14 protein-coding genes are annotated in these 14,244 nt (G+C 38.2%); all 14 read right to left on the minus strand.

Going from position 1 to position 14,244, the window contains the following annotated elements; all coding sequences use genetic code 11:
- Positions 1–620: 620 nt before the first annotated feature.
- Positions 621–2,135, minus strand: a complete 1,515-nt coding sequence (locus CYP64_RS00940) for a 2-isopropylmalate synthase (RefSeq protein WP_021091757.1) — start codon at positions 2,133–2,135, stop codon at positions 621–623.
- A 146-nt stretch (positions 2,136–2,281) separates the two neighbouring features.
- The gene (pssA, locus tag CYP64_RS00945; RefSeq protein ID WP_103648337.1) at positions 2,282–3,013 is read right to left on the minus strand and encodes a CDP-diacylglycerol--serine O-phosphatidyltransferase; all 732 of its coding nucleotides are present in this window, start codon (positions 3,011–3,013) and stop codon (positions 2,282–2,284) included.
- Positions 3,006–3,632 (minus strand): phosphatidylserine decarboxylase, encoded by a 627-nt coding sequence (locus CYP64_RS00950; protein ID WP_021091662.1) that lies wholly within the window; start codon positions 3,630–3,632, stop codon positions 3,006–3,008. Before CYP64_RS00950 ends, pssA begins: the two co-directional genes overlap by 8 nt.
- A 2-nt stretch (positions 3,633–3,634) precedes the next feature.
- Positions 3,635–5,560: an ATP-dependent zinc metalloprotease FtsH gene (ftsH, locus tag CYP64_RS00955; protein ID WP_103648338.1), complete on the minus strand. Its 1,926-nt coding sequence runs from the start codon at positions 5,558–5,560 to the stop codon at positions 3,635–3,637.
- Complete coding sequence (locus CYP64_RS00960; protein WP_103648339.1) at positions 5,553–6,386, minus strand: 50S ribosomal protein L11 methyltransferase; 834 nt, start codon at positions 6,384–6,386, stop codon at positions 5,553–5,555. Before CYP64_RS00960 ends, ftsH begins: the two co-directional genes overlap by 8 nt.
- Positions 6,386–6,751 (minus strand): chemotaxis response regulator CheY, encoded by a 366-nt coding sequence (locus CYP64_RS00965; RefSeq protein ID WP_002939933.1) that lies wholly within the window; start codon positions 6,749–6,751, stop codon positions 6,386–6,388. The genes CYP64_RS00960 and CYP64_RS00965 overlap by 1 nt, the downstream gene beginning before the upstream one ends.
- Before the next feature lie 63 nt (positions 6,752–6,814).
- Complete coding sequence (hisA, locus tag CYP64_RS00970; RefSeq protein ID WP_087577559.1) at positions 6,815–7,525, minus strand: 1-(5-phosphoribosyl)-5-[(5-phosphoribosylamino)methylideneamino]imidazole-4-carboxamide isomerase; 711 nt, start codon at positions 7,523–7,525, stop codon at positions 6,815–6,817.
- On the minus strand, positions 7,525–8,136 hold the full coding sequence (hisH, locus tag CYP64_RS00975; protein ID WP_103648340.1) for an imidazole glycerol phosphate synthase subunit HisH: 612 nt from the start codon (positions 8,134–8,136) through the stop codon (positions 7,525–7,527). The genes hisA and hisH overlap by 1 nt, the downstream gene beginning before the upstream one ends.
- Complete coding sequence (locus tag CYP64_RS00980) at positions 8,133–9,029, minus strand: PDC sensor domain-containing protein (protein WP_103648341.1); 897 nt, start codon at positions 9,027–9,029, stop codon at positions 8,133–8,135. The genes hisH and CYP64_RS00980 overlap by 4 nt, the downstream gene beginning before the upstream one ends.
- A gap of 2 nt (positions 9,030–9,031) precedes the next feature.
- The gene (pglF, locus tag CYP64_RS00985) at positions 9,032–10,813 is read right to left on the minus strand and encodes a UDP-N-acetylglucosamine 4,6-dehydratase (configuration-retaining) (protein WP_103648342.1); all 1,782 of its coding nucleotides are present in this window, start codon (positions 10,811–10,813) and stop codon (positions 9,032–9,034) included.
- Positions 10,814–11,905 carry a UDP-N-acetylbacillosamine transaminase gene (gene pglE, locus CYP64_RS00990; RefSeq protein ID WP_103648343.1) on the minus strand — a complete coding sequence of 364 codons (1,092 nt, stop codon included), beginning with the start codon at positions 11,903–11,905 and terminating at the stop codon, positions 10,814–10,816.
- Positions 11,906–11,953: 48 nt separating this feature from the next.
- On the minus strand, positions 11,954–12,544 hold the full coding sequence (pglD, locus tag CYP64_RS00995) for a UDP-N-acetylbacillosamine N-acetyltransferase (protein ID WP_103648344.1): 591 nt from the start codon (positions 12,542–12,544) through the stop codon (positions 11,954–11,956).
- Positions 12,531–13,136, minus strand: coding sequence for an undecaprenyl phosphate N,N'-diacetylbacillosamine 1-phosphate transferase (gene pglC, locus CYP64_RS01000; protein ID WP_021088589.1), 606 nt, complete (start codon positions 13,134–13,136; stop codon positions 12,531–12,533). Before pglC ends, pglD begins: the two co-directional genes overlap by 14 nt.
- Positions 13,129–14,244 (minus strand): N,N'-diacetylbacillosaminyl-diphospho-undecaprenol alpha-1,3-N-acetylgalactosaminyltransferase, encoded by a 1,116-nt coding sequence (gene pglA, locus CYP64_RS01005; protein ID WP_103648345.1) that lies wholly within the window; start codon positions 14,242–14,244, stop codon positions 13,129–13,131. The genes pglC and pglA overlap by 8 nt, the downstream gene beginning before the upstream one ends.

The raw sequence follows: 14,244 nt of genomic DNA on the forward strand, positions 1-14,244 counted from the left end.
GCTGGTATTTTTTGGATATAAATTTAATAGCCAGCTCTACAAAACACAAATTTAACAATCCAAGATGAGCGTCTAGCAAATTTTAAAAATTTATAAACGAGTAATTTCGGCTCTAAAAATTTATGATAAGCGATAAGCGAACCCAAATTTTAGTAATCAATTCTTGCGAGCGAATGAAAGTTTAAAATTTGCAAAGACGGCTTGATTAAATTTTCATTTTTTTATTCGAAAGGGAGGCAAGTGGACTTAAATTTACTTCTCAGGCTCGCAACTGCGTGGCAGACACGAAGTCCATCCCCTTATCCCCCCCCTCCTGCCCCTTTTTTAATCCACCCCCTCGCACATTCAAGGGGCATGTGCTAGTACTTCGCACTGCATGCGGTCTAAACCCTATCAAATTTTAAAATTTACAAGCGAGCATATCACGCTTCTAAATTTAGTGGCGAATGTTTATGAGCCCTAAAATTAGTAAGTTGCTAAGGCGAGTGAGTAAGATTTTAAAATTTGTAAAGATAGTAAAATCTATTTTTTTAAATAGAAACTTTGAATTTTAAAAATTTATATAGTTTTCGGATTAAATTTAAAGTAGCCAGCTGCAATTTTAACAGCCGGCTAAAATTTTAGTTTTTATGTATGCGAAGGTAGCTATTTAGTGCGCCAACATAGGCTTTTGCGCTTGCCATCATAGTATCTATGTCAAGTCCATGGCCTATTACAGCCGTTTTGCCCTCAAACTCGACCTTTACATCAACCTTTGCAAGTGCGTCCTTACCTTGAGAAACGGATGCCACTTTATAGTCTTTTAGCGTGCCACTAATGCCACTAATGCGATCAACTACCTTAAATATCGCATCAGCAGTACCATTTCCTAGGGCTGAGTCGCTGATAATCTCATCATTGTGTTTTATGCTAATTGAAGCACTTGCAAGGCTTCCACCGCTACTTTGAAGAAGAGCCGTGATCTCATAAGCTTGTGGAATTTTTGTAATCTCTTCAGCCACAAGAGCCCTAATATCGTCATCAAATATCTCTTTTTTCTTATCAGCTAGCTCTTTAAATTTTTCAAATGCTTTATTAAGAGCATCGCTATCAAGGTCAAATCCAAGGCTAGCAAGCTTATCTTTAAATGCGTGGCGACCACTATGCTTACCTAAAACAAGAGAATTTTTCTCAAGGCCTATGCTCTCGGCGCTAATTATCTCATAGGTCTCTTTGTGTTTTAGTACGCCGTCTTGATGTATGCCACTCTCATGAGCAAATGCGTTTTTACCAACGATAGCTTTGTTTGGTTGAGGCTCAATGCCTATAATACTAGCAATCAGTCTTGAAGTTGGATAAATTTCTTTTGAGATAATATCTGTATAAAATGGAGCAAAGACGTCTTGGCGGGTTTTGATAGCCATCACGATCTCTTCAAGCGCAGCATTTCCGGCGCGCTCACCTATGCCATTTATCGTGCCTTCGACCTGCCTTGCACCAGCTTTTATGGCCGCTAACGAGTTTGCTGTAGCCATACCTAAGTCATTGTGATTATGCACAGAGATTATCGCTCTATCGCCTACAAATTTTACTATTTCACTAATGCGAGCAGTTATCTCTTCAGGATACAAATAACCAACTGTATCAGGGATATTTAAAGTTTTTGCACCTGCATTTATAGCAGCATCACAAATTTCTTTTAAAAAGCTCATTTCACTTCTACAAGCGTCCTCGCAGCTAAACTCCACATCATCGCAAAAGGTTTTTGCGTATTTTATAGACTCGACTGCACGTTTTATTACTTCATCTGGGCTCATTTTTAGCTTGTACTCCATATGAATTGGGCTTGTCGCTATAAATGTATGAATTCTCTTATTTTTAGCCGGAGCCAATGCCTCACCAGCTGCCTTGATATCACGTTCAACTGCACGTGCAAGAGAGCAAACCGTGATATTTGAGGCTTGCTTTGCTATTTGATTTACTGCATCAAAATCCCCTGGGCTTGCTGCTGCAAATCCCGCCTCCATAACATCCACACCAAGCCTTTCAAGCTGAAGTGCGATCTGTAGTTTTTCAGCTGTATTCATCGATGCACCAGGGCTTTGCTCACCATCCCTTAAAGTCGTATCAAAGATTATAATTTTATTCTTATCCATTTTTGTCCTTTTTTATTTTTTTATATTTAAATTTTAAATTTGATGAGTTAAGTAAAGAGAAATTTGCTACCTAAGTAGCAGCAGTAGAGAGTTTTTGATTTCGATTTTTGGTAAAAATTTACGTGATTTTATGACGCCATTTTCGCTCATTCGCTCTCCTTTTTTTTGGAATTTTTACTAAACATTATAGTGGCTCTTACTATACCATAAAGCATATAGATGCTCATAACCAAAGTCGCACTTTCAAATGGATATAGATAAAGCATCGAAAACGCAACGACAAGAGCTACTAAAATTCTTATCACGTGGGTTTGTTTTAAATTTATTTTTTTAAAGCTTGGATAGCGGATGTTGCTAACCATTAAAGCTGCCAGAGTAGCTTCAAGTAGCATCAAGCACCACTCAAATCCTTCTAAAAAAGTATAGTCGATATAAATACCAACCCAAAGTACGCTCACAATAGCTGCTGATGGAATAGGAAGTCCGATAAAAACATTTGGCTCATATGTGCCAGTAGTGACATTAAAACGAGCAAGCCTAATAGCTCCAAAAACTACAAACATAGCAGCTATAAGTGCCCCAAATCTACCAAAATTTTTACCAATAGTCAAATAAAATAAAATTGCTGGTGCTACACCAAAAGCAACAAGATCTGCGAGGCTATCAAACTCTACGCCAAATTTGCTAGTTGTCTTTGTAAGTCTAGCCACACGCCCATCAAGTCCATCTAAAATAAGCGATAAGATTATATAAATAATGGCTTTAAAATAGTTACCTTGAATAGATGAAATAATGCTAATAATACCTAAAAAAGCGCTAGCTGCTGTAAATAAATTTGGCAAGATATACATTAGTTGCATCTTTTGTATGTTATTCATCTCTTTTTCCCTCTTCAAAATATCCCAAAAGTGAAGCAGCCTTTACGCTTTCTCCGACACTTACACATATTTTAGTATCTCTTGGTAGGTATAAAATCACCTCACCACTTCCTAAAAAGCCAAATTTCCTAGATGCTTTTAGGCTAGTAACATTTGAAATTTCTAAACTTCGACTGAAAGCTCCAGCTATAATTTTCATAACAAATTTTATATTTTCTTTTTCAAAGCGAATAATCGCTCTTTCATTTAAAAATTCTGAAATTTTCATAGCTTGACACAAAAATAAGCCATGTCTTTTGCGTATTTCAGCTACTTTTACATCACTTACAGCCCTTAATGTACCAACATCAAAAAAAGATTTTTTTATGACGATCTTAGCTACTTCATTATTATCAAAATTTGAAGCACTAATCTCTTTTATCTTGCCATCAATCGGCGATAGTAAAGCCAATTTATCATCAGAAAATGGCTCTCTCTCAGGATCTCTAAAAAAATAAAGTCCCAAAAAAAGTAAAATAGCAAAAAGTAGTGGCAATATCCCAAATAGCAAAGATAAAACAAATAAAATTAGAAAAAATAATATAAATTTATATCCTGCTTTCGCGATATAGCCACTCATTTTTATTCCTCTTTTTTACTCTTTTCATCTTCTTCGGTCTCTACAAGTCTGCTCTCTAGACTATTTTCGATCTCATAGTTTTTAATGATCTCTCTAACTCTTTTTCCTTCGATTGTTTCTTCTTCATAAAGTGCTAATACCATATTTTCAATAGCACCTTTGTAAATTTCAAGCAAACCAAGCACAGCTGTGTATCTTTCATGAAGAAGCGTTTTTACAAACTCATCAACCTTTTCAGCCATCTTATCACTGTAATCTTTGATACTTTGACCGCCATTTAAAAACGTAGCACGTTGTTTTTCAAGCACCATAAGACCAGCAACATCACTCATACCATACATACTAACCATAGCTTTTATGATATCGGTCGCACGCTCTAGGTCGTTGCTAGCTCCGGTTGAAATTTCTTTAATAAACACCTCTTCAGCAGCCCTACCAGCCAAAAGCACATCTACTTCTGCTATCAATTCATGCTTTTGCATCATAAATTTATTCTCTTCAGGTGTGTTTAGAGTATAGCCAAGTGCCGCAAGACCACGTGGTACGACTGAGACTTTTGTTACCCTTTTTGCACCTTTTGTTAGCTCAGCTATCAAGGCATGACCGCACTCATGATAAGTGACGATTCTTTTTTCTTTTGGATTTACGCGGCGAGACTTTTTCTCAAGTCCAGCGATCGATCTCTCAACAGCCTCCACAAGATCGGCCTGCTCGACAAAGGTCTTTGACTTACGTCCTGCAAGAAGTGCTGCCTCATTTATGATATTTTCAAGATCAGCACCAGCTAAACCAGTCGTAAGCCTTGCAATATCTTCGATATTTACATCCTTACCGATCTTTACATCTTTCATGTGAACTTTTAAAATGTCGCAGCGTCCTTTAAAATCAGGCTTATCAACAAGCACTTGCCTATCAAATCTACCTGGCCTCAAAAGCGCAGCATCTAAAACTTCAGGTCTATTTGTAGCAGCTATAACAATGACTGGCGACTTGTCCGCATCAAAGCCGTCCATCTCAGAAAGAAGCTGATTTAGCGTCTGCTCTCTCTCGTCATTGCCGCCCATTGGACCAGAATTTCTACTTTTACCGATCGCATCGATCTCATCTATAAAAACGATCGCTGGAGCCTCTTTTTTAGCATTTTCAAAAAGATCTCTAACTCTGCTTGCGCCAACACCGACAAACATCTCAATAAAGCTTGATGCTGACATAGAGAAAAATGGCACACTTGCCTCGCCTGCAACTGCTCTTGCAAGAAGTGTTTTACCTGTGCCTGGAGGGCCAACTAGCAAAATTCCTTTTGGAATTTTTGCCCCAAGTCTTAGATATTTATCAGGACTTTTTAGATAATCAACTATCTCTTGAACCTCTTCTTTTGCCTCTTCGACACCTGCAACATCATCAAATTTTACTTTTGGCTTTTCAGAATTTATAAGCTTTTTTGCACTTCCTATGCCAAGTATGCCACCGCCAATGTTCTTTTGCATACGACTAGCGATAAACATCCAAATAGCAAAAAATATAAATACCGGGATGATCCATGAAAATATAAGATCACCAAACCAGTTGTTTTCGCTATAAACGCTATAGGTTATGCCATTTTGCTCAAGTATGCCAATGAGCGTTGGATCATTTATGCGTTTTGCAAGATAGATAGTTTTGTCACTGCCTATGCCTTTTATGGTAGTTTCTGAGATAGCAACCTCATTTAGCTGCTTATTTTTTAACATATCTTTAAACTCAGAATAAGCTACCATTTTACTCTGGGCATTACTATTTAGCCCAAAAGAGCCGCCAAGTCCATCTCCACTAAAGCTTCTAAAAGCTAAAACTATAACTATTGCAAAAATGGCAAAAATAAAAATAGGATTTTTATTAAAAAAACCGTTATTGTTACCATTATTTTGGTTATTATTTTGGTTATTCATCTATTTCCTTATAAACAAAGCTACTCCAATCGTTACTTTGTTTTATCTCAATTAGCTCCGAATCCTTAAATGTATCTTTAATCCTATCTTCGTATTTGTTTAAAATTCCTGACAATACCAAGTAGCCGCCTTTTTTAAGCGATTTTTTTAAGTCATTTGAGAGCATAAAAATGACATCAGCGATGATATTTGCTACGACAATGTCATATTTTTGCTCTAAATTCGCGATAGAGCCTGTCCAAATTTTATTAAATTTAACCTCATTCAACTCGGCGTTGCTAAGTGAGCTTTGTGTGGCTTGCTCGTCTGTATCACAAGCATCGACCTTACAGCCAAGCTTTGCTAAGGCTATGCTTAATATCCCGCTTCCACAACCTACATCTAAAGCAGTATTGCCACTTTTTACATATTTTTGTAAAAGTTGCAAACAAGAATTTGTGCTTTCATGGTGCCCTGAGCCAAAGGCTAGAGCTGGGTCGATTATGATATTTGTTACGCCATTAAGTGGCTCTTCCCAGCTAGGTCTAACATAAATTTTATCAACCAAAATAGGCTTAACTGCCTTTTTATATTCACCTAGCCAGTCTTTATTTTCTTTTAAATTAAGAGAAATTTTTAAATCATTTGAAATTTTACGAACACTAGAGAGTCCTTTTGCATACTCTTCAATACCCCAAGCTATATCTTTTAGATCATACTCTTCCCTGATGATGATCTCGTGATCTAGCTCTTCAACACAGGTGACTCCAAAAGAGAAAACTAGCTCTAAAATTTCATCATAAAAATTTGATGTTTTTATGCTTAATTCGTAAAATTTATCTTTCATTAACCAAGAACGTCTTCAAGCTTCTCTTTTAAAACTTGTGGCGTAAAAGGTTTAACGATGTAGTTATTAACACCTGCTTTTAAAGCTGTTATAACTTCGGCTTTTCCGCCCTCTGTTGTTACCATTATGATAGGCATATCAACATACTTCTGCTCTGCTCTTACCTTTTTAACAAGCTCAAGACCATTCATCTCAGGCATATTCCAGTCAGTAATAAGAACTTCAATACCTTCATTTTGAGTTAAGATATTCCAAGCCTCAAGACCGTGCTCAGCCTCAAGAATTTCTTGATGTCCTAACCTTTGTAAAGTATTTTTTATGATTCTTCTCATTGTTGAACTGTCATCTACAACCAAAATCTTCACATAATATCCTTTTAGTAAAAATTGCCCTATTCTAGCTAATTTAAATTTATAAAAGCTTTAACGCTATCTAAGTAGTTTAAAGGCCTCTTTTAGGTCAAGCAAGCCCTCATAGTAGGCTTTCCCAACTATTACGCCACTAATCTCATTTGTGGCTTTTAGCATCAAAATATCATTTATATCACTCACGCCACCACTTGCTATTGTCTCAAGCTTGCTATTTCTAGCTATTTGTAAGCTAAACTCAACATTGACTCCGCCAAGCATTCCATCCTTGTTAATATCGGTACAAATCACAGCTTCCACGCCAACATCTGCAAATTTTCTTGCAAGATCGACTGCTTTTATATTTGAGATCTCGCCCCAACCTTGCACGGCCACGTAGCCATCTTTTGCGTCAATGCCAACTACAACTCTATAAATTTCAGCCATTTTTGCTGTAAATTCTGGATCTCTAAGAGCAACTGAGCCAAGGATCACTCTGCTAACTCCTAAATCTAAATAGCGTTTTATTCGATCTTCATCTCTTATGCCACCACCCACTTGGACACTTAAATTTGTAGCCTTTGTAATTTTTTCAATTGTTTTAAAATTTATCGTCTCTCCAGCAAATGCACCGTCTAAATCAACCACATGAAGCCATTTTGCGCCATAATCTTCAAATTTCTTAGCAAGTTCACTTGGCTCGTTGCTATAAATTTTTGCACTTTGCATAAGACCTTTGCTAAGTCTAACTGCTTGCCCCTCTTTTAAATCAATCGCTGGAAAAATTTCCATCACAACCTCGCAAAATTCTCTAAAATTTTAAGTCCAGCTTCATGACTTTTTTCTGGATGAGGCTGAAAGCCAAAGACATTTTCATACCAAACCGCACTTGTAAATTCATATCCATAAGTTGTCTTTGCCAGTGCAAATTTATCATCACAAACCACATGATAGCTATGTACAAAATATAAATACTCAAGCCTTTTTAGTCCTAAATTTAATGGGCTATTTTGCTTAAATTCCAAAGCATTCCAACCAATGTGGGGTATCTTTAATGGTTTATCGAAATTAGCTTCATTAAATTTTACGACCTCACCAGGCAAAAGAGAAAGTCCCTTATGCTCACCAAACTCGAAGCTTCGCTCAAATAAAAGCTGCATGCCAAGACAAATACCAATAAATGCTTTGCCGCTTTTTACGGCTTCTCTTACAGCTTCGTCCATGCCGTTATTTTTTAGCTTTGTCATCGCCTCACCAAAAGCTCCAACGCCTGGCAAAACGATGTGAGAGTACTCTTTTAAACTATCAGGCTCACTTACTAAAACGCACTCATGTCCAAGAAATTTAAAAGCATTTATTACGCTTTTGATATTGCCCGCACCATAATCAATAATAGCGATCATCTGTTCTCTTGTCTTTTTACGCTGAAAAGATAAAAGCTAAGTGCCGCCATCAGCATCGCCACACCGCCTATTAGATAGATAGCATTTATAATATTTTCAGGTGCAGTGATAGCAAATTTAAAGACTAGCATAAGCGCCTCGATTGCAAGTGCGATGATAATTGAGCCGATAAATCTCACCATCGTCTTATAAATAACGCTATTTTCCTCGTGATTTTTACCTAACACCTCTTCTTCAAATATCGTCTTAACAAGGTCAAAAATGGCGAGGGCTAGCGTTAAAATGATAGTTGATTCAAAAATTTCTTCAACATTTATATGCTGGATACTCTTTGATATAAAGCTCTTCACACCGTGCCAAAACAAAAACGCACAGATCATAAAAAGTGAGGCACAAAATAGTGTGTAAACAGTCTTTAAAAATCTACCAAAATGCTCCTCAACAAAGCCGCTATCGACCATATTTAGGATATTTTCTAGGCTTATGTCGATGCAGGCGATAAATTTAAGCTCATTTTTATCGTTATAGATAGGCACACTTGCTGTGACGCATAAACCTCCATTTAGGCTTGATGGATATGGATCGCTTAAAACGCACCTTTTCTCGCGCACAGCGGTGTAGTAGTAGGCTTTATTTGCGCGGTTTTCGCCTTTTGGGATTTTATACTTTTCGTTTAGGCTGATCGAGTCTTCGATCTGTATGCCATTTTCGTCCAAAATGTATAGTGCGTCAAAATTTTCTATCTCGTGGCTGATCTTATCAAAGCCAGCTTTTATGTTTTCTAAGCACACCCCAGGCAATCTGTTTGGTAAATTTCTACTAAATAAATAGCAGATATACGCCCTTGCCTTGTATCTCGTGTCGCTAAATCTCTTAATATCTTTTATAACCAAAACTAGCCTTTTAAATTTAATGCATGATTAAACTCAGGCACGATCACCTTAAGTGCAGGTGCGATCTCATTATCCTCAAGCTGTAAAAGCTCACTTATCTGCGAGTTTAAAAGCGCTAAATCGTAAGGCTCTGAATGCGTCACAAAGATCGATTCATACTTAGTTTGAACGTCATCTTTGTTGATAAGCAGCTCCTCATAAAGCTTCTCGCCTGGTCTAAGACCCACAAATTCGATACCCAGATGCTCTTTGTTTGAAAGTAGAAGCATCTTTTTAGCAAGATCGACGATCTTAACAGGCTCGCCCATGTCAAGCACGAAAAGCTCACCACCTTTTGCAATGGAGGCTGCCTGAAGGACTAGCTGACAAGCTTCTGATGTAAGCATAAAATATCTTGTGATCTCTGGATGAGTGACGCTTAGTGGCCTATTTGCAGCGATCTGTGCTTTAAATTTAGGTATAACTGAGCCACTTGAGCCAAGGACGTTACCAAAGCGCACGCAAACTATCTCGCATACACCTGCTTCATTTGAATTTAGTGCGTAAAGCTCGCAAATACGCTTGGTTGTGCCCATTATGTTTGTTGGGCGCACAGCCTTGTCTGAAGAGATCATGACAAATTTCTTAGCACCATATTTTTTAGAAAGATCGACTGCATTTTTTGTGCCAAGGATGTTGTTTTCAACTGCTGAGCGAGGATTTAGCTCACAAAGTGGCACGTGCTTGTAGGCTGCGGCGTGGATGACGATCTCTGGTCTAAATTCTTCAAAAACTTCTTCAAAGTCCTTTAAATTTGTGATATTTACAAGCTTACTAATAGTTCTTTTATCTTTTGTATCTTCGCCTATTTTATAAAGGTTAAACTCGCTGTGCTCAACCATTATAAGCTCACTTACACCAAATTTTAAGCACTGCTTACAAATTTCACTTCCTATACTGCCTCCTGCTCCAGTGACAAGTACTCTTTTATCTTTTAAAAAATTTGAAATAGCTTCTGGGTTTAAATCTTTTGGCTTTCTAGCGAGCAAGTCTTCGATCGAGATATCCTTGATCGGCTCATTTTCAATAAGAGAGAAGAGTTTCATATCTCTTATGCCATATCCACTTAGCTCATCAACTAGAGCTTGAAGCTCATCTTGATCTAGCGCAAGTGCTATGATAGCAGTCTTTGTGTCATAATCTTTTATAAGGCTTGGTATCTCTTTTTTATCTTGCACTAAAAATCCATCACAATAAGTGCCAATAAGATCACTCCTGCCATCTACCACACCAACTGCGTAATAATCAAGATACCCTTGTTTTAAGCCACGCAAGACGTGAAGCGCTTTTGACGTTGCGCCTATAACGATACAAGGCTCACCTTTGTGAGGTCTATTTGAAAAGTCTAACACCATGCGTTTTGAAATTCTTAAAAGCCCAACAAGCAAACATGAAATAAGAAGATCAATGAAAATAACGCTTCTTGGATATGGATTTAAAAAATCTTGAATGATAAAAAAAATGATCGTAAATAAAACCGCTGAACAAACATGAGCTAGGAAAATTTTTCTTGCTTCATTTAATCCAAAAAACCTCCACGGCACCTTGTAAATTTTAAACATCCACATGAAAAATAGTTTAAAAACGATCAAAAATCCAGCCGTTACAAAAAGCCCTTGCACGTAGATATCTGGGATGTCAGCGTTAAATCTTAAAAGATAAGCCGCATATATCGAAAAGATAAATATAAAAACATCGCCAAGAAGGAAAAATACGAGCCTTTTTAACTTCGTTGCATGAAACATTTACGCATTTTCCTTGACTATTTTTATCACTCTTTCTTGTGTCTGTTCGCTCATATCGCTGCCACTTGGCAAGCAAATTCCTCTTGAAAATAGATCTTCGCTATATCCATCGATAAAGCTTAACGCACCCTTAAAGACAGGCTGCAAGTGCATAGGCTTCCAAAGTGGGCGACTCTCAATATTTTCATCTGCTAGTGCTTTGATAACTTTTAAATGTGCATCTTTTTTAGCAAAAACGCCAGTTGTGAGCCATCTGTTACCACGAGAATTTGGCAGTTCTGGCATAAATTCTAAAATATCGACAAGCTCTTTTTCATAAATTTCAAAGACTTTTCTCTTTTGCTCGACTCTTTTTTCCAAAATTTCCATCTGAGCCACGCCAATAGCACCTAATACGTTGCTTAAGCGATAGTTGTAGCCATAGTCTTTGTGCTCGTAGTGAAGCAGTGGCTCTCTTGCTTGAGTGCTGTAAAATCTAGCTTTTTCTACAAAATCCTTGTCGCCAACTAGCATACCTCCGCCTGAAGTGGTGATGATCTTGTTGCCGTTAAAACTATATGCACCCATCACACCAAATGTGCCAAGCGCCTTACCAACGTAAAATCCACCAAGTGCTTCAGCTGCATCTTCAACTAAAGAGATGCCCTCGTTTTGGCAAATTTCACAAATTTCTTTCATCTTTGAAGCTTGCCCGTAAAGATGAGTGACGACCAATACCTTTGGCTTTTTAGGTAAATTTGAGATCGCTTTTTTAAGTAGTTCTGGGCTTAAATTCCAGCTCTCGTCGCAGTCGATGAAGACTGGAGTTGCTTTTTCATAAAGTATAGGCGAGACTGAAGCCATGAAAGTAAAACTAGAAGCCAGCACAAAGTCGCCATCTTTTACGCCAAGGACACGAAGTGCTAGGTGAAGCGCCGCCGTTCCAGCGCTTAGTGCAAGAGCATCTTTTGCTCCGGTGTAAGCTTTTATGCTATCTTCAAATTTATTAACATACTCGCCAAGTGGCGCTATATAGTTGCTTTCAAAAACTTTTTTTATATATTCCTGCTCTTTTCCGCTCATATTTGGTGGAGATAAAAAAACCCTATCCATTTCATCCCTTTCGTAATTTTTTGGCGATTTTAGCACTTATTTTTAAATTTATATCTTAGCGCGCTCGCATGCTGGCACGCCGTAAGCCTTTGTGCCATCTTTTATATCTCTAATAACCACACTTCCAGCGCCAATGATGCAGTTTTTGCCGATGCTTATACCTTGAATAACGCTTGAGCCAATACCAACATGCGTAAATTCGCCCACGCTAACGTTTCCAGCAAGAGCTACATTTGGGCTGATGTGAGCAAATTTGCCTATCACACACTCATGCTCTATCACCGCGCCAGAATTTATGATAGCGCCCTCTTTTATGTGAGCTTTTGCGTTTATAACGGCATTTGGCATGACAACTACGCCTTTTTCTATCACAGCACTTTCGCTCACAACCGCACTTTTATGGATCAAATTTACTATATCAAAGCCAGCAGCCTCTACTTTTTGGCTAATTTTTTGCCTTGTTTTATTGTCGCCAATGGCTATTATGATGTCAGCTTTTTCAAGCTCTGGGCTAAATTTACGCTCGCTAGCATCATCTAAAAAAACTATCTCATCATAGCCATTATTTCTAGCGATGTCAGCTACTACAAGGCCATGCCCGCTTGCTCCGTAGATGTAAATTTTCTTAGTTTTTGCCATTAAATTTCTCCGTCGTAGCCTGCCCCTCTTTGCTGACGCCACTTCGTTTTAGCACCTTTTCGATGGTCTGTAATGCGATCTTTACATCAAGCATAAAGCTTAAATTTTTAGCGTAATAGACGTCGTACTCAAATTTTTTCTCCCAGCTTATGGCGTTTCTGCCATTTACCTGTGCTAGGCCTGTGATACCTGGACGTACGTCGTGGCGGTGCTTTTGTGTTTCGTTATAGATGGGCAGATACTCAACCAAAAGCGGCCTTGGCCCGATAAAACTCATATCGCCCTTTAGCACGTTAAAAAGCTGTGGCAGCTCATCAAGACTAAGCGAGCGGATAAGTTTACCAAATTTACCAAGACGCTGTTCATCTGGCAAGAGCTCACCATTTGCGTCACGCTCGTCACTCATCGTCTTAAATTTATAAATTTTAAAAATTTTCTCATTAAGCCCTGGTCTTGCCTGCGTAAAAATGACGTCGCGGCTTACCTTAAAATAGATAAAAATCGCCGTTGCTATGATGATAGGCGATGTTAAAATGAGCAAAAACAAAGCCCCTAAAATATCGATCACCCTCTTTAAAAAATTTCTATACATCTATAAATTTCCTATAAATTTCTATATATCTTTTTGCGATTTGCTTCTCGTCAAACTCACTAACTGCCCAGTCCCTGCCATTTGCTCCAAGCTTAGCACAAAGTGCTTCGTCATCAAGTAAAATTTTTATCTTACTAGCAAGATCGCTTGCATCTTTTACCTTGCATAAAAGTCCGTTGTAGCCATCTTTTACAGCTTCATTACAGCCTGTCACGTCACTTGCGACAACTGCTTTAGCCATGCTCATCGCCTCTAAAACCGTTCTTGGAAAACCCTCTTTGTAGCTAGGAAGTGCTAGCAAGTAAGAAGCCTTTAAAAGCTGTGGTATGTCATTTCTAGCGCCGAGATATCGCACCTTGCCACCTTTTAAAAAGCTCTCGTCTGCGGTTGATTTATTACCAGCAAAGCCCTCGCCCACAAAGACAAATTCGCAGTTTTTGTAGCCATTTAAAATTTCTGCTGCCTCATAAAATTCACGAACGCCCTTGTGCCACATGGCTCTTGCGATCATAAGAACCACCTTTTTTTCACCCAAGTCCGCTGCCTGCGTGATAGCTGGGTCAAATTTCGCAGTATCGACGCCGACACTTTTTATGCGATACACTTTGCTTTTATCTATCAAATTTTTTGAGATCAGATAGTCTGGATCTGCGTCATTTACGAAGATGCAAGCATCAGCTTTTGCAAAAGAGAGCTTATAAAGGCTCTCCATGACAAAACGCACAGCCTTTGTCTTAATATCATCATCGATATAAAAGCTGCCAAGGCCTTCGACCAAATTTATCACGTATTTTATGCCAGCGTTTTTAGCAGCAAAAGTGCCAAAGACATTTGACTTGTGAGCGCCAGTTTGAAGCAGGTCTAAATTTAGCTCGCCTAAAATTTGAGATAGTTTTTTTGAGTTATTTATCACGGTTAGTGGATTTAGGCTCGCCTTATCAAGCTCGTAGGTGACGGTGTGAAAGCTTTTAGCAAGCTCATTAGTGAAATTTCCTTTTGGAGCGATAGCAAAAACCTCATGCCCCATATCTTTTAAAGCCTGCATGATAGGGCGTCTAAAAAAGTGTATGCTCATATCAGCGTGGCTTAAAAATCCTATCCTTGCCAT

This window comes from Campylobacter concisus, from assembly GCF_002913945.1.
Taxonomy (GTDB): Bacteria; Campylobacterota; Campylobacteria; order Campylobacterales; family Campylobacteraceae; genus Campylobacter_A; species Campylobacter_A concisus_P.

Excerpts from the sequence above, each read along its gene's own strand:
- pglD (WP_103648344.1), bottom strand. The coding sequence starts at position 12,544 with ATGGCAAAAACTAAGAAAATTTACATCTACGGAGCAAGCGGGCATGGC.
- pglA (WP_103648345.1), bottom strand. The coding sequence starts at position 14,244 with ATGGCAAGGATAGGATTTTTAAGCCACGCTGATATGAGCATACACTTT.
- pglC (WP_021088589.1), bottom strand. The coding sequence starts at position 13,136 with ATGTATAGAAATTTTTTAAAGAGGGTGATCGATATTTTAGGGGCTTTG.
- CYP64_RS00950 (WP_021091662.1), bottom strand. The coding sequence starts at position 3,632 with ATGAGTGGCTATATCGCGAAAGCAGGATATAAATTTATATTATTTTTT.
- CYP64_RS00940 (WP_021091757.1), bottom strand. The coding sequence starts at position 2,135 with ATGGATAAGAATAAAATTATAATCTTTGATACGACTTTAAGGGATGGT.
- hisA (WP_087577559.1), bottom strand. The coding sequence starts at position 7,525 with ATGGAAATTTTTCCAGCGATTGATTTAAAAGAGGGGCAAGCAGTTAGA.
- pglF (WP_103648342.1), bottom strand. The coding sequence starts at position 10,813 with ATGTTTCATGCAACGAAGTTAAAAAGGCTCGTATTTTTCCTTCTTGGC.
- hisH (WP_103648340.1), bottom strand. The coding sequence starts at position 8,136 with ATGATCGCTATTATTGATTATGGTGCGGGCAATATCAAAAGCGTAATA.
- CYP64_RS00960 (WP_103648339.1), bottom strand. The coding sequence starts at position 6,386 with ATGAAAGATAAATTTTACGAATTAAGCATAAAAACATCAAATTTTTAT.
- pglE (WP_103648343.1), bottom strand. The coding sequence starts at position 11,905 with ATGGATAGGGTTTTTTTATCTCCACCAAATATGAGCGGAAAAGAGCAG.
- pssA (WP_103648337.1), bottom strand. The coding sequence starts at position 3,013 with ATGAATAACATACAAAAGATGCAACTAATGTATATCTTGCCAAATTTA.
- ftsH (WP_103648338.1), bottom strand. The coding sequence starts at position 5,560 with ATGAATAACCAAAATAATAACCAAAATAATGGTAACAATAACGGTTTT.